The following is an 18,188-nucleotide window of genomic DNA, read 5'->3' on the forward strand; positions in this document are numbered from 1 at the left end:
CACCATCGGTAGTCCCAGAGATACAGTAGAAAAAACGGAACCTTTACCAGAATCGCTCAGACTGGTAACGGAAATAGGAAGAGACGCTTTGCAGAGCCCTGCCTCTGGCAATGCAAAGTGAGAAGCATAACCAAGTCGCGGGGGATACAGAGGCGAGTATCCTTTAAACAGTAACACGATCCGGATTAAAAAACAAAACAACCGGATTAATAATTCTAAACAATTAATATTATGAAAAATTTATTTTTTGTGGCTCTGATAGCACTATCGCTTACAGCCTGTAGTGATAATGAAGCTGGATCAGCTGCTGATTCGTTTGGTATGCAATCAGCTTCTGCTGAGTATTCGGCTGCGTGTTCTAAACCCGTACAAACAGTTTCCGGAAATATTACTACTTCTACAACCTGGACTGCAGACAAAATCTGGGAAATTGATGGAATTGTAAACGTATTAAACGGTGTAACTCTTACTATTGAGGCAGGAACCTACATAAAAGGAGGTGTACCTAACGGCACTGCTCCTACTGGTATATTGGTGATACAAAAAGGAGGTAAACTAAATGCCAACGGAACTGCTACAGCTCCTGTAGTATTTACCAGCTACAATCTTTTGGATTGTGATGATGAAACTACAGCTAGTCCCGGAGATTTTGGAGGGGTTATACTTTTAGGGAAAGCACAGGTAAATACAGGGACAGACTCCAATGTAATCGAAGGGCTTACAGATCAATCTAATCCTTCTCAATATTACTATGGTTCTACTACTACAACCAATAATACTGATAATTCAGGGTCATTAACTTATGTGCGCATCGAGTTTGCAGGAAGGGTATTGCCTACAGGCCCTGATGGAAATGGTAACGAAATCAACGGATTAACATTGGGAGGAGTTGGTTCTGGTACTACATTAGATCACATTCAGGTATCTTTCGGTAAAGACGATTCATTCGAATGGTTTGGTGGTACAGTAAATGCAACCAATTTAGTGTCATATGCATCAGATGATGACAATTTCGATTTTGACAATGGTTATGTTGGTACAATTAGCTGTGCCTTATCATTAGCAAATTACAGCTCAACTCACAGTTTGAGTGGTACAAGCCCAGATTCAAACGGGATTGAGTTAGACAACAATGCATCTGGATCAGGAGCTACACCTTTTACACATCCGGTAATTAGTAATCTAACTATTATAGGGGCTAAAAGCAGTACAAATGGTGCTTTGTATGAAAATGCTATTCACGTACGAAGAAATGGCAGATTAACTCTAAATGATGCGGTAGTTACAGGTTATCCAGTAGGGGTCTTGAACGAAACAGTTAGTGGTGGTGCTGTGAATTCGGCACACCTTAACTTCACTAATGTGAATGCTCACGGTTTTACGTATGCTACAGCTTCAAGAATAGGCAGTACTACTGCAGCACTTACTATTTCCGGAGTAACAGCTACTTCTACTTCTAATCCTGCAGCTGTTTGGGGGATGACTCAGCCATTCTTTAATGAAGGATCATGGAATGTTTCTCCAAGAAACTGTGGAGATTTCCAAGGAACCTGGACAAATTATTCGTTTTAACTTACCGTTTAAATTTTAACCTGAAAACGGGCGGCTGCAAAATATCGCCTGTTTTCTTTTATATTTTACAATTATGAAAAATTTATTACTCTTTACAGCTTTATTAGTATTTGGCGTTAGCAACGCACAATTTATAGTATGGGAAACCACCTTTGAAACCCCAGAAGAAAGAGCCGGATGGAGATTCTATGACGGAAACAATAACAATAACACCTGGAGTATAGGAAAACACGTCGTTCGTAAGGCAGCAACTCCAAATATGTATGAAGAAGTATCTCCTGATAACGTTTTAAGATACAGTCGTTATGTACCAAATGTTGTGGGCAGTCCTGCAAATTTTAAGGCTGATATTTTTAATGATTTTGAAGATTGGGTTATCTCTCCTGAAATAGATTTAACAGCAGCGTCAGGAGAAATTATCTTGGCAGCTATGATAGGGAGAGTAATTGCTTATAATACTACTTCCACATCTAACAATACTGACAGAAGTGTTTTTGTTTATGTAAGCACACCGGTAAAACCTGTTCCGGATGTAACCGATTTTAAAGCACTGCGTGCTGATATGATAGCAGCTTATGAGAGTAATCCTAACAGTAGCATTCTTCCTAAAAAACTTAGTATTACCAATGCTGATTATGTTTCGTCGGGCAACGCATTATTTGCACAAGCAACGTCAGACCTTTCTCAGTATGCTGGAAAGAAAATCTATATCGGATTCTGGAATAATCTTACAAATGCAAACAGACCTATAGACCAACAGATATCATCTTCTTTTTTTCTTGATTCAAATTCATCCGCTACCTTTCAAATAGATGAGATGCAGATTTTTGCATCAGCGCTATTAGGTGTTGATGATATAAACACTCCTAAAGTTCTTACCCAACTAGTTCAAAACCCGGTAGTTTCTACTTTACTGTTACAATTAAACCCAGCTTTTGACCCAACATCTACTTTTGTTAAAGTATATAATATGTTAGGACAAGAAGTATTGGCTACATCCTATAAAGACCAAATAGAAGTATCAGCTTTGGTAACCGGAACTTATATTGTGCATATAACAAATGGTACGACGGTAGAAAAGTTGAAGTTCATCAAAAAATAAAACTCACTTGACAATAGCGAATTGGCGAATTTTAAAAAAATTCCCGCTGCTATTGGTTTAGTTTGTGGAAACGAAAACATCCCGAAGAGAATAAAAACAAAAACAAAATACTTATGAAAAAAGCAAGAGCTTTACTACTCGCCTTGTTAATAGTTGCAACATCCTGCGAAAGCGAACTTACCAATGAATCTGACGTGGCACAAAAACCTGCAAAGGTCAATATAAAAGGTTTTTCTACTCCCAATGCAGTAGAGATTAGATTAAATGGTAAGCCAGTAATCATAAATGATAATAGTTTCTATACTCAAAACATCCAAACAACTATCAACTTTGTATTGGATAAAGGCGAAAAAAATCCCTTAGCTGTTTACAATCATGAAACAGGCACTCAAATTGCCAACTATGAAATTACGTATGATAATATTGCAGACTATGAGAATTTTTATTTTTTTAATCTACCCGATATTTTTCTCGAAGTCTATGCCGTAAAACCTTCTATAAATCTAGGTAAAGTGGGCTTTAAGTTTCTTTTTGCCAATTTAGGAGAATTTTCAGGTACTGAACTTGAAAGTGTAAAAGGAATTCTGAAAAGAGAAAATGGAGCTGTACTGGCCACATTTGAAAACATTGGAAAAGATGATTTTTCTGAATTTAAGACTTACAATTTTTTCAGCAATACCGCACCCGTATTTTTAGAGCTTTACAAACCCGGTACCACAGAGCCCTACGCCGGTACAAACCCCATAAAAGCAAAAGTCATTCAAACCTATGGTGTCAATATGATTGTGCTGCAGGAAAAACAAGAGAACGGTACAGTAGTGATAAAAGGAGATATCGATATTGCAGATTACCTGTAATTAACTGATCTTCAAACAAAACCTATGGTTTAAAAAAACCTCATAAGTGTACCCCATATCCTAAAAAGATGCTCCAACTGGTGCAAAAAACCGATATTAATTTGAAAAGTTATTTTAAACCCAAAATAAAGGATGAAGAAATCAATTTTAATGCTACTGTCTGTAATTCTTTTGATTGCCTGCCAAACCGATGATGATATTCCTGTAACTTATGAAGAAGGTACAAATGAGTACATAAACGATTGGATTTACACACAAATGAAGCGCTATTATTATTGGAACGAAAGTATGCCTGCCAAGGGAAATTTATCTTTACCCCCGAAGGAATATTTCGGATCTTTAGTAAATAAGAATGATTTTTTTTCGTATGCAATCCATACCTCATCATCTGAAACATTTCCACAAAGCCTAGCGAATTCATTTGGCTTTGACTTTTCGTTTGTTGAATTTGAAGGACAGGTATATGGCATAGTGCTATATGTACTTTCAGATTCCCCGGCAGAGAGAAATGGGCTTAAGCGGGGACAGTTGATAACAGCCATAGGTAGCACAGCTTTAAGCCAGGGAAATTATAATAGGCTCTATCAAAATTTGGTAAATATGAAAGATGCTAAGTTGCAAATCGTTTCCTATTCTGAACAGTCAGGGTTTACAGCCACTAAAGAGATTAATATTACTCAGGGATTTACTTTTTCGCAACCTGTCCTCAGCAAGGTCATCACTTACCAAAATCACAAAGTAGGCTTTGTTGAAATACCGCATTTTTATGCCGGTCTCTCAAAGTCGTTACTAAATACGTTTCAGGAATTTAAGAATCAGTCTGTTAATGAAGTTGTTGTAGATTTGAGGTATAATGGCGGAGGCGATGTTTCCTCTGCTACAGCCCTTAGCATACTTTTGGCTCCCAACATACAATCTACTAATCAATTCATCCGGTTTAAGGGAAATTCCAACGGCGGTGAAGTGAACCAGACTTTTAAGGAGTCCCTGGAGATGAATGAATCCCAAGTCAGCTTTGAGGAACTTAGAGCTGTCCATCCGCAAATCCAGAGAGTTTATGTTTTGTGCGGCAGCCATACTGCATCGGCTTCTGAAATAATAATTAACAATCTAAAGCCTTTTATGGAAGTGATAACCATTGGCGAAAAAACCGTGGGTAAGGATGTTGCCAGCTTCCCGATTGAGGATGACAGGATTATTGGTGCAAAGGCAAAATGGGTATTATACCCCGCAATTTATAAAATATTTAATGCTAATGAAGAGGGTAACTATGCAGCTGGGATACAGCCAACTGTTGTTTTAAAAGAGCTTCAGGAACTAGAAATATTTCCTTTAGGAAATACAAATGAAATATTACTGAAGCGAGCCTTGAGTTCTATCTCTGGAAATGTACGTATTATGAACACCAAGACAATACAAAACCTTCAAAAACAGCGTCCCAATGTAATATCTGAACCACTGATAATTAAGAAAATGTGGCCTTGAAGATAACGAGTTAAAAACGAATCATCTTGACTATTTAAAAAAACACAAGTAGAGTGCAGGGAATTGATGCAAAAGAGCATAGAAATATACTGGAAGCCTTTCGCAGGTTTGAGGAATTATCCTCAATAATTAAAGATAAGATCACTATTGAAGAAGAAACCAAAACCCGTGAAGGGATGGAAGAGCTAACAGATACCTACAGCCAGTTCAAACACCTGCTCTCCGAGCTTGAAACCTGTATAAAAAGTTACGAAAAGAAGAGAAAGTCGGTGCAGAGTGTTATGTACAAAAGTATCCGCAAGATGAATGCTGAAGTGCAAAAAAAATCTCGGTAAAGAAGTATTAGTTTTAAAGGATTTTTATATGGAATTAGACAATTTATATGCAATAGCTAAAGAATTTAGATATTCCTTTTGCATTGCATCAATACTTCAAAATAACTAAATTGATTAACTTTAGGAAAACAGTACATAATAGCGAAACAGTAATTACAAATTAAAGATTGAAGCAGATCACTTATTTAATAAAAATAGATAAGTCAGCAATCGAATTTTATGCGCTTAACGGTCAAAGCAATATAAAAGTTCAGGCTATTTGAGAATAACCGGATTAACTTAACATACAAAAAGCCTGTAAACAAAGAGTTTACAGGCTTTTCTGTGGAGTCGCCGGGAATCGAACCCGGGTCCAAACAAGCAACTAAAGAGCTTTCTACACGCTTATTTCCTGATTAGATTTTCGATGTTAAGCAAGGCCAGAAACAGCCACTCAACACTTATCTTCTTAATTTTCGAAATCCACCCGAAGCTCATGGAAATCTAGGTTTATTTTTACGGTTCCCCTAAACAGAACGCCACAAACCAAGGCTTTCAAGGAGAATCCAGCTTCCCTACCTTGTAGGGACGTGGCTAATCGTACTATAATTCAGATTATGCAGCTAAAGCGTAGTTATTTTCGCCGTGTAAAAGTGTGAGATCTTATATTTACGAGCAAGGTCTCAATGCTCGACGTGCTTACTTTTCAATTCGACTTGCTGTCAAAACCAGTCGACCCCAAAAATGAGTTTGCAAATTTATACTATTTGTAGTTACTTTTTATTAAAATTTTCAGAAAAATTCTATTATTCTTCGTCTTTAAACTGAAAAGGGTAATCTCCAAAAATGGGAGCCAGTTTACGGACTGCATACGTATTTCTTGTCATTTTATTGGATAGGGCAATTATCGTTACGCCTTCTTTCATAAGTGGAATATAAGAAGAGGTGTTTCCGTGCCACCAACCGTTATGAAAGTAAAAGTTCTGACCAGTTTCCCAATTGATCATTCTAATTCCGAGACCATAATTTTTGGTTCCCTTGCGTTCATTACTCTGTCCGGTGTAAACTTCTTTTAACAAAGCCGGTTTTAAAAAGTCAGGCGCATTTCTGGCCCTGTCAAATTTTAAAAGATCACGGACTGTTGAAAAGATATTTTTATCACCATAAACGTTATCCAGGTAATCAAAACCAATTTCTACCCCATTCCCTTTATAGGAAGGAACAATATTTTTTCGCTCTTTATCATCATCAAAAACATACGTATGTGTCATTCCAAGAGGCTTGAAAATCATTTGAGACATGGCTTCTTTGTAGGTTAGTCCGGTTATTTTTTCAATAATAAGAGCCAGCATCGCGTAATTGGTATTGCAATACGCAAAACGGGTTCCAACTCTTGACTCCAAACCTACATTTTTAGTCGCCAGGATATCCAGAATATCTTTGTTTGTCAGCTGGTTATGTCTGTCCCAAACCGATTTATCCCTGTCTGTAAAATAAGCATAATTTCGCATTCCGCTGCGATGACACAATAACATTCGAACGGTACATTCTTCGTACGGGAACGTTTTTAAAATGGTATTTACTTTTTGATCCAGGCCAATTTTGCCTAAATTGATTAATTTTAAAACAGCAGTTGCAGTCAGTACCTTGCTCACAGAAGCAATTTGTACCGGTGTATCTGCAGTAATTTTTGTGCCTTCATTTTTATTAGCAAACCCATTATATCTTTCAAAAATAATCTGACCGTTTTTTGCTACCAGAAAACTTCCGTTCATACTATTATTTGGCCAGTTTTTATTGTAAAAATGATTGATTCGCCCTTTTACGGAGTTAACGTAGGCGGCAGTTATTTTTTTTTCAGGTCCCATCGGAACCATTTTACCTAATGTATCTTTTTCTTTTACAGCTTCATTCTCACTGTTATTTTTATCTTTTCCACAGGAACTTAAAACTAAAATTGAGAAAAGTATTTGTGGTATATTTGTTTTTTTAAGGAAACTCATTTTCATTTATTCTTTAAAAACAAATATATAGAATTCAATATTTATGATTAAAGGTTTTAGCCGATGAAAATTCTTAAAATTAACATACGTTTAACATCATTTTTCGCCAGCTTATTGTACATCAGACCTTAAGCATTCATAATCATTAAAAATAAGAAAAGGGCAACAAAATTTTAACTATATTTGTTATATTTAAAACAAAATAAGTGAAAAAAGTTATATTATTAAATACCAAAAATACTTTAAATGAAATTCGGAATTATAAAAGAAAGAAAAAATCCACCTGACAGACGTGTTGTCTTTTCACCTGATGCATTAGCTCAATTAAAGCAGCTTTATCCAGAGGCTTCTGTAACTGTTGAAAGCTCAGATATTAGAGTTTTTTCTGATTTACAATACAAAAGTATGGGTATTACCGTTGCGGATAATGTTTCAGATTGCGATATTTTATTTGGAGTTAAAGAAGTTCCCGTTGAGCATTTAATTCCGAATAAGTCTTATTTCTTTTTTTCGCATACGATAAAAAAACAGCCTCACAACAAAAAGCTTTTACAGGCAATTTTAGAAAAAAATATCACTTTATACGATCATGAAACTATTGTTGATGAACATAACCGCCGATTAATAGGGTTTGGAAAATACGCCGGAATGGTTGGGGTTTACAATGCAATTCGTGCATTCGGTATAAAATTTGAATTATTCAAACTTCCAAAAGCAGAAACACTTTCAGGAAAAGATGCGCTCATCATGCAGTTGAAAAGAATTACATTACCTCCTTTAAAATTCGTCATTACCGGAACCGGAAAAGTTGGAAGCGGTGCGCTGGAAATTTTGAAAGCAATCAAAGTCAAAGAAGTAACTATTGATAATTATCTGACTAAAAACTACACCCAATCCGTTTATGTACAGCTGGATGCATTAGAATACAACAAAAGAACTGATGGAAAGATTCTTGACTTTACAGATTTCACACAATATCCGGAAGAATATATTTCTGATTTTGAAAAATTCACCAAAGTCAGCGATATTTACATAGCGGGTCATTTTTACGGAAATAACGCACCCATGATCCTGACCCAGGAAATGTTAAACGCCAAAGACTGCAAAATAAGAGTTGTAGCTGATGTTTCTTGCGATGTAAACGGTCCAATTGCGAGCACGCTTCGTTCTTCGACCATTGCTGAACCATTGTATGGTTATTTACCATCAGAAAATAAAGAAGTTGATATTTTTCATCCTGCGGCAATTGTAGTGATGGCTGTAGATAATTTACCTTGCGAAATTCCTAAAGATGCGAGCGAAGGCTTTGGAGAACAATTTATGGAGCATGTAATTCCTGCTTTCTTTAACAAAGACAAAGACGGAATACTGCAACGTGCTAAAATTTCCGAAAATGGCAAACTGACAGAGCGGTTTAGTTATTTACAGGATTATGTTGATGGGAATTAATTTGTAACTATTTTTAATCCATTAAAAAAAATACTTACTATTAATCAACCAACATGAAAAAACTCGTAATCACATTTTCAATTTCATTAGTATTAAACTGTGCTCATTTATTTGCTCAAGCCAATACGGAGACTCCTTTGTATCCAAATGGTATTGAAAAAAATCCGATAATACATCCCAATCCTGAAAAGGTAGTAGATTCTGTCATTAATCCGATGTCATTATCCCATAAAAACAGGGTGATCAGTAATATTTCGGTTCCAACCTGTCAATTATTCCCAGCTTCAGAATCGAATAACAAACATATTGGAGTAGTAATTTTTCCTGGTGGAGGCTTAACCACGAACTGGGTTGATAAGGAAGGAACTGACTTAGCGATGTGGCTTTCAGCGCAAGGGATCAATTGTATGGTAGTAAAATACAGGACCAACAGAAAGGATGAAAAAGGAGAAATGATTATTCCAATGGATGATTATAAAGGAGCCGTTTATCAGGATGCGAGAACAGGTATTTTAAAAATGAAAGAACTAGCAGAAAGCCTGAAAATTGACAAAGATAAAATCGGGATTTTGGGCTTTTCGGCTGGTGGCTGGCTAAGCGAACGCATTATCATAAAATCTACCGAAACAAAAGAAACTATAGATTGGAAACCGGCTTTTGCTGCTTTAATTTACCATGGCAATACGCTTAGTAATTTTAAACGAATTGACAACGTTCAGGCCTTACCTCCTATTTTTATGGCAATTGCCCGTGATGATAAAAAAATGCCTGTAAAAGAAATTATTCCGGGTCTGGCTGCCATTGCTGCAGAAGTAAAAAAATCAGAATTACATATTTATTCTAAAGGTGATCACGGTTTTGGACTGGCTTATGACAAAGGACATTCGGTTTCAAAATGGAAAGACAGTTTCTATGATTGGCTATTGGATATTTACAATAAGTAAAAATCAAGTTATTTTATACTAGTTTATACATATAAAAAAGGGAGGAAGTTTTTAAATTTCCTCCCTTTTTTGGTTTTATAATATTGAGTTGAATTGATTGTTGTAAAAACTACACCATTTCCTCAGGTTTAACCCAATCATCAAAATCTTCCGGGGTTACGTATCCTAAACGAACAGCTTCCTCTTTAAGCGTAGTCCCGTTTTTGTGAGCCTTTTGGGCAATTTCTGCTGCTTTGTAATACCCTATTTTCGTATTTAAAGCTGTTACCAGCATCAGTGAGTTATCTACCAATTCTTTGATACGTTTATAATTAGGTTCAATTCCCTGAGCACAATGTTCATCGAATGAAACACACGCATCGCCCAATAATCTTGCTGACTGCAGAAAGTTTGCGGCCATAACAGGTTTAAAAACATTTAGTTCATAATGTCCCTGCATCCCTCCTACTGCAATTGCAACATCATTTCCAATCACCTGGGCACAAACCATTGTCAAGGCTTCGCATTGCGTTGGATTTACTTTTCCCGGCATGATAGAAGACCCGGGTTCATTTTCAGGAATATGAATTTCGCCAATTCCGGAACGCGGTCCTGAAGCCAGCATTCTCATATCATTTGCGATTTTATTTAATGAAACAGCTAATTGTTTTAAGGCTCCGTGAGATTCAACAATCGCATCATGGGCAGCCAAAGCTTCAAACTTGTTTTCAGCAGTTACAAATGGATGACCGGTAAATTTTGCAATATATTCTGCCACTTTTACATCGTAGCCTTTTGGAGTGTTAAGTCCTGTACCAACCGCAGTTCCGCCAAGAGCAATTTCTGATAAGTGCGCTAATGTATTTTTAAGCGCTTTTAAGCCGTATGCCAGTTGTGCTGCATAGCCTGAAATTTCCTGCCCAAGGGTTAATGGCGTTGCATCCATTAGGTGTGTACGGCCAATTTTTACAACGTCTTTAAATTCGGCTGCTTTTTTGACTAATGTTGCGTGCAGTTTTTCTACTCCCGGAATTGTGGTTTCAACTACCATTTTATAGGCTGCAATATGCATTCCGGTTGGAAAGGTATCATTGGACGATTGTGATTTATTTACATCATCATTGGCTTTAATGAATTGTTCGCCTTCGCCAATTTCAAAACCTTTGAGAACCTGCGCACGATTAGCAATAACTTCATTGACGTTCATATTGCTTTGTGTACCTGAACCGGTCTGCCAGATTACAAGCGGAAACTGATCATCTAATTTACCTTCTAAGATTTCATCGCAGACTGCTGCAATTGCATCTCTTTTTTCGATTGGCAAAACTCCTAAATCGTAATTGGCATAAGCAGCTGCTTTTTTAAGATAAGCAAAGCCTTCTATAATTTCTTTTGGCATTGATCCTGAATCACCAATTTTAAAATTATTTCGGGAACGCTCTGTTTGTGCACCCCAATATTTATCGGCCGGAACCTGGACCTCGCCCATGGTATCTTTTTCTATTCTGTATTTCATTTGTTATTTTGTAATATGTTGTTTGTAAAATGTGAAATGTTATTTGTGCGATTTAAAAACTGAAGTTTCTTTTGAAAACAAGTGTCTTAGCCCTGATGGAAGCGGTATCCTTTGCTGCCGGGGTTCGGCAGTAAAGATATAGCGGACAGCAGGAACAGCTCCTGAAAATACTCATGTTATTCTATTTTAGACACTTGAAAAAACCCTTATTTAAAATGAGTATAAATATAACGATAATTGTCCTTTTAGAAAAATTGATTTGGTTTTTATTGGCAAGAAAAAATATAAAACCTACATTTGTGCTTACATTCAAAAATTCCGGAAAACATGTTTGAATTTTCACAGTACTTAGGTTTTTTACTTTTCTTGACCATACTAACTATAGGGTTTTGGTTAATGTTTTTCTTAGTTGGTTTCGTATCTTACTGGGTTACGGGAGCTAGCTGGGAAATGTTCAAAGAGAAAAGAGCAAAGAAAAGACAAGAAGAACAGTCAGTTAAACTTTAATTGATTTCATAAAAAAGGACCCGTGAAAACGAGTCCTTTTTTTTATGCTAAAAAAATAAAATTGCAAATAAAAAATTCCAAATTCCAATCTGTGAAATTGGAATTTGGAATTTACTTTTTGAAGTTTAAACTATATTATCCCTGGAATTCACCACCTTCTTCACCGCCGTTTCCATTATTTTTTGGTGCATTTTTATCCCTGTCAGTTTTTTTCATATTCAGCCTGTAGGTAAATGACAAGTTGATTTGTCTTTTTCTCCATTGAAATTCACTGTAAGAATTCACACTTGAGAGATTCGTTTCATTTTTCATTCTTCTTGAATTGAAAAGATCACTTACATTTAAAGCAATGGTACCTTTATCTTTTAAAACATCTTTGCTAAATGCTGTATTTACTACATAGTTACCCAAACTTTTTCCCTGGGCCGTATTTCTTGGTCCAAAATACATTCCGGATAATTGCCAGTCAATTTTATAAGGTAATGATAAACGCGAATTTACTCTTCCAAACCATGAGAAAGTTTCATTGTTTAAATTGGTTGTAATTTCTTCGCTTTTGGTATTTTTATACGTATAACTTCCTGTCGTTTTAACATCTGAAAGATTAAAACTACTGTTTATTTTCCAGATTTTAAACGGCGTGTAATTCAATGTAAATTCAAAACCAAACTGCTGCTCTTTTGCCAGGTTAATCGGGCTGCTTAAAACGACCGGGTTATTGCCTACAAATTGTCCTGTTTCAGTTCTGACAAATGAGAACACATCTGTAGTGTATTCATAAAACAAGGAAGTACTAAAAGTTACTTTTTCCCAACGTTTTAAATAACCTAAGTCAAATTTATCAGTAAATGACGGATCTAAATCCGGATTACCTCTAAACAAGTTAATATTACTGGAATAATTTGTCGCCGGATTCAGGAAACGTCCTCGTGGTCTCGACAAACGCTTACTGTAGCTCAAAGAAACGCTGCTCGCATCTGATATTTCATAATTTACGAATGCGCTTGGAAAGAAATTATTATATTTTTTCGTATTATAACTTGGCGTATCCAATAAATTAACATCAATAACTGTATCCTCCCAACGCAAACCAAACAAATAAGAAAATCTATTAACCTTAAAACCATATTGCGTATAAAATGAATTAATGCGTTCATTGTATTCTAAAGTGTTAGAAAGATACCCACTAATTGGATTTCCCTGATTATCAGTCTTAACACTATATTCATTATCCATAAAATTAAAGTTACCTTTATAACCCGCTTCGAACTGACCACCATTTTTTAATGGCAGTACATAATCGGCCTGAAGCTGTAACTGTTCCTGGTTTTGATTATTAAAAGTTTGGTCGATAGTTGCAGGTTCACCGCTTCCTATTGTCTCATCGGTGATATACGAATTATCCGAATCTTTATCTTTAGAATATGAAAAATCTAACGTTAATTTATGACCTTTATCGTTGAAGTTTTTCAGGAAATTAGATGAATATTCAAAATCCCTTCCTGTATCGTTCCCTTCACTTAATCGGTATCGCGTTGAAGTAAATACATGATTCGGATCAAAAGAATTATAATTTACCAAATCATTATTAGAGCCGCTATTATCTCTGTAGCTTATAGCATTTGTCCAATATGTATTAGGCGCTATTGTCCACTCAAGACCTGTTTTTGTCGATATTCCTTTTCTGAGACGTTCGGTATCTTTGTCTTCATCGGTATATCCAATGATTTGATTATCTTTAATATTGGTAGAATTGGTTATACCCGCTCCTTCACTAGTTCTGTAATCATATCCGGTAGAAGTAAAAAAGTTTACTTTCTCTGTTTTAAAATTCAAATTGGCACTTGCTCCATACGTTTCCGGAACTCCGCCTGAGACAATAAAACTTCCGTTCAAACCTAAATTTTTACCTTTTTTCAGCACAATATTCAGGATACCTGCACCACCTTCAGCGTCATAGCGGGCAGATGGGTTTGTAATCACTTCCACTTTATCAATAGCATCTGCCGGAATCTGTCGTAAAGCTTCTGCCATATTTAATGCGTTTGAAGGACGTCCGTCTATAAAAATTCGGACATTTTCGTTTCCTCTCAAACTTACGTTTCCTTCAACGTCTACAGAAACCGAAGGGACATTTTCTAACACATCACTTACAGTTCCTCCTTTTACGATCATATCCTGACCAACGTTGTAAACTTTTTTGTCTAATTTAATTTCTACAGTTGACTTTTCTGCGCGAACCACAACTTCATTCAGTTGTGCTGCATCTTCAGAGAGATTAATTACTCCTAAATTCGTATCGTCAGAAATATTTTTCCCTTTGATATCAGTTGACTTAAACGAAATGAATTCAATTTTTATATCGTAAGTCCCGGGTGCAACAGCTACTTCAAATTCCCCTTTTGGATTTGTAATTCCACCTGCAATCACTTTAGGGTCATTTGCAGCTGTAATAGAAATTGTAGCGTATTCAAGTGGCTGTTTGGAAATTTTTTCTAAAACTTTACCACTAATTTTTACTTTGTTCTGACCCGAGGGTGGTTGTTGTGCATAAATGCTTAATCCCGAAAACACTAACAGGATTAATATTGCAAATCTGATTTTTTTCATTATTTTTATGATATATCTTTTTCTCTTAGACCACAAATATAGTCTTTGGTTTAAAAGAGAAAATCACAAAAAAATGTTAATACAATGTTTTATATTCCTTCTAAAAAAGAAGCTACTTTTTCAATATCCCGGCCAATAATCGCTTTTCCTTCTTTAATTACGATTGGTCTTTCAATCAAAATTGGATTCTCAATCATAGCCTGAATGATTTCTGAATCAGTTAATGTTTTTTCTTTATAATTTTCAATCCAGATTTTCTCTTTAGTCCTGACAAGCTCAATAGGTTTCAAATTTAATTTCCCGATCAATTTTTTTAATTCATCAAAGGATGGCGTTTCCGTAAGATAAGGAATAATTTCGTATTCCTGATTTGATTGATCTACAAAAGCCAGACAGGTCCTTGATTTTCCGCAACGGGGATTATGATAAATTTGTATCATTATATTTTTTTTTTAATGTTGTAAGATAATTGAATTTAAAAAAGGTATTTTAGCTATCCCCAAAAATAAGATTTACTTATTAAACTCAATTCTAATCTTAAATTTTTAAATACATGTTTTTAGAACAGGGAATTAAGCCTGAAAATAGCTTTGGAAAGTATATTTTAGGGTCTGTAATCATCATAATTGCTTCGTTTCTTGGTCAGATTCCTTTCACTGTAGCTTTAGTTTACAAAAGTTTTACAGATAAAACCACTATTCCGTCTGATAACGATTCAGCCATGAAAGTATTTGAACCTAATCTTACTTTATTTATGCTTATGATATCATTTGCTTTTGCTTTAGCAGGCGCTTTTTATGTAGTTAGACATCTTCATAATCAAAGTATTCTATCCATTACAACCTCCCGAAGAACAATTGATATCAAGCGTATTTTATTTTCATTTTTTTTATGGGCAGGATTTTCCATAGCAAGCTTTTTGTTTGTCTACTTACAATCTCCTGAACAATTTATTTTGAATTTCAAACCTGTTCCTTTCCTGATTCTGGTAGTTATCGGAACCTTGTTAATTCCGATACAAACCAGCACGGAAGAGTATATTTTCAGGGGCTATCTTATGCAGGGATTTGCTGGTTTAGCGCGAAACAGATGGTTTCCATTAGTAATGACCTCTCTTATATTTGGTTCTATGCACTGGTTTAATCCTGAAGTAACTAAAATGGGTAACATTATAATGATTTATTATATTGGCACCGGTTTATTTTTAGGAGTGATTACTTTAATGGATGAAGGAATGGAGTTAGCATTGGGTTTCCATGCTGCAAACAATCTGATTGGCGCGTTGTTGGTAACTTCAGACTGGTCCGTTTTTCAAACTCATTCTATCTTTATAGATTTATCTGAACCTTCAGCAGGTTTGGATGTTATTTTTCCAATAGTCATTATCTACCCTATTTTACTTTTTATTTTTAGTAAAAAATACAACTGGAAAAACTGGAAAGAAAAGTTAACAGGCGATATAACACTTACTGAAATAATAAAATATTAAATCATGATTAAATTAACACATAAAAATGTTCATAATCATTTTAAAATAAACGGTCATCACCTCAATGGAGCCGAGCTCAGCAGCGTAGCTTACAGCTTTATTAAAGAAGGCGATCCTAACGAACAGGCAATTGGGGAATTCTTATTAGACTGGTTCGATGAAAAAGAGTACATCGAAATGAAAACATCAGGAACTACGGGGCTTCCAAAATTAGTTCGGTTACAAAAACAAGCGATGATACAATCTGCTTTAGCGACAGGTGATTTCTTTGGTTTAAAACCCAGAGACAAAGCATTACTCTGCCTTCCGGTAAAATTTATAGCTGGTAAAATGATGCTGGTAAGAAGCTTAATTTTGGGGCTTGATTTAGATATTACAGAACCAAGCACAGCTCCTTTATCGTTTAATAAAACAAGATATGATTTTGTGGCAATGGTACCTTTGCAAGTACAAAATTCCGTTAAATCATTAGAAAAAGTTAAAAAACTCATCGTTGGCGGTGCAAAAATGGATACCGAATTAGAAGAAAAACTGCTGCCTTTAAAAACGGAAATATATGAAACTTATGGAATGACCGAAACCATTACTCATATTGCAGCCAGAAAAACAGGTGAAAAAGTTTTTACTGTTCTTCCAAATGTAAACATAGCAAAAGACAATCGGGGATGTTTAATAATTACTATTCCTGCTATTTCTGAAGAACCAATTATTACTAATGATCTGGTAGAATTAATAACAGAAAACCAATTTACTTTTTTAGGAAGAATCGACAATGTGATTAACAGCGGCGGCGTAAAATTAATTCCTGAACAAATCGAAGCAAAATTGACAGGAAAAATCAATTCCCGATTTTTTGTTACAGGGATTCCGGATTCTCTTTTAGGTGAAAAATTAATTTTGGTCATTGAAGGTGAGAAACAAGTGTTTCAAGAAGATTTCTTTGATGCTTTAGACAAGTATGAAAAACCAAAAGAAATCGTTTTTATTCCGAAATTTAAGGAAAATGAAAATGGAAAACTGCTGCGTAAACCAAGCTTACAGGTTTAAAATCCAATAAAAAAATTCCAAACTCCAATAAGTATGATTGGAATTTGGAATTTTTAAATATTAGAATTTTTATTATTTTTTGCGTTCTAATAATGCCATATAAAAGCCGTCAAAACCTGAATCTGATGCCAATAATTTACGGTCTTCAATAAAAGTAAATTGTTGCCCGATTTCAGTTTTAAGGAATTTCTCTACCTGTTCCTGATTTTCTGATGGTAAAACAGAACATGTTGCATATACCAATTTTCCTCCTGGTTTTACAATTTTAGAATAACTTTCTAAAACCTCAGACTGTACTTTACGGATGTTATCAATAAATTCAGGTTGTAATTTCCATTTAGAATCCGGGTTTCTTTTTAATACCCCTAATCCGCTGCAAGGTGCATCAATCAAAACACGATCTGCTTTTTCATGCAGTTTTTTAATCACTTTTGTCGTATCAATAATACGGTATTCAATATTAAAAGCACCATTTCTTTTGGCTCTTAATTTTAATTGCTTGAGTTTACTTTCATACAAATCCATTGCAATTAATTGTCCTTTGTTTTCCATTAAAGAAGCAATATGCAATGTTTTTCCGCCGGCTCCGGCACAAGTATCAACAACACGCATTCCTGGCTTTACATCCAAAAACCCGGCAACTAATTGAGAGTTTGCATCCTGAACCTCAAAAAGTCCTTGCTTGAATGCATCTGTCAAAAACACATTTGCTCTTTCTTTCAAAACCAAAGCTTCAGGCTGATCTTTTAAATATTCTGTCTCAATATTTAAATCCATCAATGTATTTCTAAGACTTTCTTTAGTTCCTTTAAGCGTATTAGTCCTTAAGATAACTTTTGCAGGCTGGTTTTGGGCTGCAATTTCTTTTGCCCAGACCTTTTCTCCTAATTCTTTTGCGCCTAATTCATCCATCCAGTCAGGGATAGATTCTTTTAAAGCCCTAACTTTTGAAAGCTCGTCAAAACGACCTTTTATTTTTCTTTCAGGAGTTCCTTCTAATTGTCTCCAGTCCGGAATTGGATATCCTCTTAAAACGGCCCAAACTGCAAACATTCTCCACAGATTATCTCTGTCATAGGGTTCTTTAACTTCGGCAATTTCAGCATACAATCTTTTCCAACGAACAATTTCGTATATGGTTTCAGCAACAAACTTCCTGTCAGAACTTCCCCAACGTTTGTCTTTTTTTAATGCTCTGGCTACCACTTTATCCGCATATTCTCCTTCATTGAAAATTGCGTTCAAAGAATCGATGGTAGTATAAACTAAATTTCTGTGTAATCTCATTTTAATTATTTGAGTTGCAAAGGTACT

General features: G+C 35.4%; 15 protein-coding genes and 1 other RNA gene. 10 read left to right on the forward strand and 6 right to left on the reverse strand.

What is annotated here, in order from left to right; all coding sequences use genetic code 11:
• Positions 1–231 precede the first annotated feature (231 nt).
• The 5 genes from OZP09_RS05400 to OZP09_RS05420 all read left to right on the forward strand — a co-directional run bounded on the left by OZP09_RS05400 (position 232) and on the right by OZP09_RS05420 (position 5,351).
• The gene (locus OZP09_RS05400) at positions 232–1,572 is read left to right on the forward strand and encodes a hypothetical protein (RefSeq protein WP_269236908.1); all 1,341 of its coding nucleotides are present in this window, start codon (positions 232–234) and stop codon (positions 1,570–1,572) included.
• Between the two features lie 73 nt (positions 1,573–1,645).
• Positions 1,646–2,674 (forward strand): T9SS type A sorting domain-containing protein, encoded by a 1,029-nt coding sequence (locus tag OZP09_RS05405; RefSeq protein ID WP_281310424.1) that lies wholly within the window; start codon positions 1,646–1,648, stop codon positions 2,672–2,674.
• A 113-nt stretch (positions 2,675–2,787) separates the two neighbouring features.
• Positions 2,788–3,531 carry a hypothetical protein gene (locus OZP09_RS05410; RefSeq protein ID WP_269236911.1) on the forward strand — a complete coding sequence of 248 codons (744 nt, stop codon included), beginning with the start codon at positions 2,788–2,790 and terminating at the stop codon, positions 3,529–3,531.
• Between the two features lie 132 nt (positions 3,532–3,663).
• Positions 3,664–5,016 (forward strand): S41 family peptidase, encoded by a 1,353-nt coding sequence (locus OZP09_RS05415; RefSeq protein ID WP_281310425.1) that lies wholly within the window; start codon positions 3,664–3,666, stop codon positions 5,014–5,016.
• 53 nt (positions 5,017–5,069) lie between these two features.
• Positions 5,070–5,351, forward strand: a complete 282-nt coding sequence (locus OZP09_RS05420) for a hypothetical protein (protein WP_281310426.1) — start codon at positions 5,070–5,072, stop codon at positions 5,349–5,351.
• A gap of 322 nt (positions 5,352–5,673) precedes the next feature.
• Here OZP09_RS05420 and ssrA read toward each other — a convergent pair.
• Positions 5,674–6,070, reverse strand: a transfer-messenger RNA (tmRNA) gene (gene ssrA / locus OZP09_RS05425).
• A gap of 66 nt (positions 6,071–6,136) precedes the next feature.
• Positions 6,137–7,339, reverse strand: a complete 1,203-nt coding sequence (locus OZP09_RS05430; RefSeq protein ID WP_281310427.1) for a serine hydrolase domain-containing protein — start codon at positions 7,337–7,339, stop codon at positions 6,137–6,139.
• A gap of 240 nt (positions 7,340–7,579) precedes the next feature.
• On the opposite strand from OZP09_RS05430, the gene OZP09_RS05435 reads away from it, so the two are divergent.
• Positions 7,580–8,782, forward strand: coding sequence for an NAD(P)-dependent oxidoreductase (locus OZP09_RS05435; RefSeq protein WP_269236914.1), 1,203 nt, complete (start codon positions 7,580–7,582; stop codon positions 8,780–8,782).
• A gap of 53 nt (positions 8,783–8,835) precedes the next feature.
• The gene (locus OZP09_RS05440; protein WP_269236915.1) at positions 8,836–9,726 is read left to right on the forward strand and encodes an alpha/beta hydrolase; all 891 of its coding nucleotides are present in this window, start codon (positions 8,836–8,838) and stop codon (positions 9,724–9,726) included.
• 109 nt (positions 9,727–9,835) lie between these two features.
• Here OZP09_RS05440 and fumC read toward each other — a convergent pair whose 3' ends face one another.
• The gene (gene fumC / locus OZP09_RS05445; RefSeq protein WP_281310428.1) at positions 9,836–11,221 is read right to left on the reverse strand and encodes a class II fumarate hydratase; all 1,386 of its coding nucleotides are present in this window, start codon (positions 11,219–11,221) and stop codon (positions 9,836–9,838) included.
• A gap of 327 nt (positions 11,222–11,548) precedes the next feature.
• On the opposite strand from fumC, the gene OZP09_RS05450 reads away from it, so the two are divergent.
• The gene (locus OZP09_RS05450; RefSeq protein ID WP_078226371.1) at positions 11,549–11,728 is read left to right on the forward strand and encodes a hypothetical protein; all 180 of its coding nucleotides are present in this window, start codon (positions 11,549–11,551) and stop codon (positions 11,726–11,728) included.
• A gap of 135 nt (positions 11,729–11,863) precedes the next feature.
• On the opposite strand, the gene OZP09_RS05455 is transcribed toward OZP09_RS05450, so the two are convergent.
• Together OZP09_RS05455 and OZP09_RS05460 are read right to left on the reverse strand one after the other, a co-directional pair.
• Entirely contained in the window at positions 11,864–14,338 is a 2,475-nt protein-coding gene (locus OZP09_RS05455) for a TonB-dependent receptor (protein WP_281310429.1), read from the reverse strand.
• Positions 14,339–14,427: 89 nt separating this feature from the next.
• Positions 14,428–14,778 (reverse strand): arsenate reductase family protein, encoded by a 351-nt coding sequence (locus OZP09_RS05460; protein WP_281310430.1) that lies wholly within the window; start codon positions 14,776–14,778, stop codon positions 14,428–14,430.
• A 113-nt stretch (positions 14,779–14,891) separates the two neighbouring features.
• On the opposite strand from OZP09_RS05460, the gene OZP09_RS05465 reads away from it, so the two are divergent.
• Both OZP09_RS05465 and OZP09_RS05470 read left to right on the forward strand, forming a co-directional pair.
• Positions 14,892–15,827 carry a CPBP family intramembrane glutamic endopeptidase gene (locus tag OZP09_RS05465; RefSeq protein ID WP_269236917.1) on the forward strand — a complete coding sequence of 312 codons (936 nt, stop codon included), beginning with the start codon at positions 14,892–14,894 and terminating at the stop codon, positions 15,825–15,827.
• 3 nt (positions 15,828–15,830) lie between these two features.
• Entirely contained in the window at positions 15,831–16,874 is a 1,044-nt protein-coding gene (locus OZP09_RS05470) for an AMP-binding protein (protein WP_269236918.1), read from the forward strand.
• A 72-nt stretch (positions 16,875–16,946) separates the two neighbouring features.
• Here the strand turns inward: OZP09_RS05470 and OZP09_RS05475 are convergent, their stop codons facing one another.
• Entirely contained in the window at positions 16,947–18,161 is a 1,215-nt protein-coding gene (locus OZP09_RS05475) for an RsmB/NOP family class I SAM-dependent RNA methyltransferase (protein ID WP_281310431.1), read from the reverse strand.
• Positions 18,162–18,188: the final 27 nt, after the last annotated feature.

The sequence above is a fragment of the Flavobacterium flavigenum genome (genome assembly GCF_027111255.2).
Taxonomy (GTDB): Bacteria; Bacteroidota; Bacteroidia; order Flavobacteriales; family Flavobacteriaceae; genus Flavobacterium; species Flavobacterium flavigenum.

What these genes read in the sequence shown, in the direction of transcription:
- OZP09_RS05400 (WP_269236908.1), top strand. Translation starts at nt 232, where the DNA reads ATGAAAAATTTATTTTTTGTGGCTCTGATAGCACTATCGCTTACAGCC.
- OZP09_RS05405 (WP_281310424.1), top strand. Translation starts at nt 1,646, where the DNA reads ATGAAAAATTTATTACTCTTTACAGCTTTATTAGTATTTGGCGTTAGC.
- OZP09_RS05410 (WP_269236911.1), top strand. Translation starts at nt 2,788, where the DNA reads ATGAAAAAAGCAAGAGCTTTACTACTCGCCTTGTTAATAGTTGCAACA.
- OZP09_RS05415 (WP_281310425.1), top strand. Translation starts at nt 3,664, where the DNA reads ATGAAGAAATCAATTTTAATGCTACTGTCTGTAATTCTTTTGATTGCC.
- OZP09_RS05430 (WP_281310427.1), bottom strand. Translation starts at nt 7,339, where the DNA reads ATGAAAATGAGTTTCCTTAAAAAAACAAATATACCACAAATACTTTTC.
- OZP09_RS05435 (WP_269236914.1), top strand. Translation starts at nt 7,580, where the DNA reads ATGAAATTCGGAATTATAAAAGAAAGAAAAAATCCACCTGACAGACGT.
- OZP09_RS05440 (WP_269236915.1), top strand. Translation starts at nt 8,836, where the DNA reads ATGAAAAAACTCGTAATCACATTTTCAATTTCATTAGTATTAAACTGT.
- fumC (WP_281310428.1), bottom strand. Translation starts at nt 11,221, where the DNA reads ATGAAATACAGAATAGAAAAAGATACCATGGGCGAGGTCCAGGTTCCG.
- OZP09_RS05450 (WP_078226371.1), top strand. Translation starts at nt 11,549, where the DNA reads ATGTTTGAATTTTCACAGTACTTAGGTTTTTTACTTTTCTTGACCATA.
- OZP09_RS05455 (WP_281310429.1), bottom strand. Translation starts at nt 14,338, where the DNA reads ATGAAAAAAATCAGATTTGCAATATTAATCCTGTTAGTGTTTTCGGGA.
- OZP09_RS05460 (WP_281310430.1), bottom strand. Translation starts at nt 14,778, where the DNA reads ATGATACAAATTTATCATAATCCCCGTTGCGGAAAATCAAGGACCTGT.
- OZP09_RS05465 (WP_269236917.1), top strand. Translation starts at nt 14,892, where the DNA reads ATGTTTTTAGAACAGGGAATTAAGCCTGAAAATAGCTTTGGAAAGTAT.
- OZP09_RS05470 (WP_269236918.1), top strand. Translation starts at nt 15,831, where the DNA reads ATGATTAAATTAACACATAAAAATGTTCATAATCATTTTAAAATAAAC.
- OZP09_RS05475 (WP_281310431.1), bottom strand. Translation starts at nt 18,161, where the DNA reads ATGAGATTACACAGAAATTTAGTTTATACTACCATCGATTCTTTGAAC.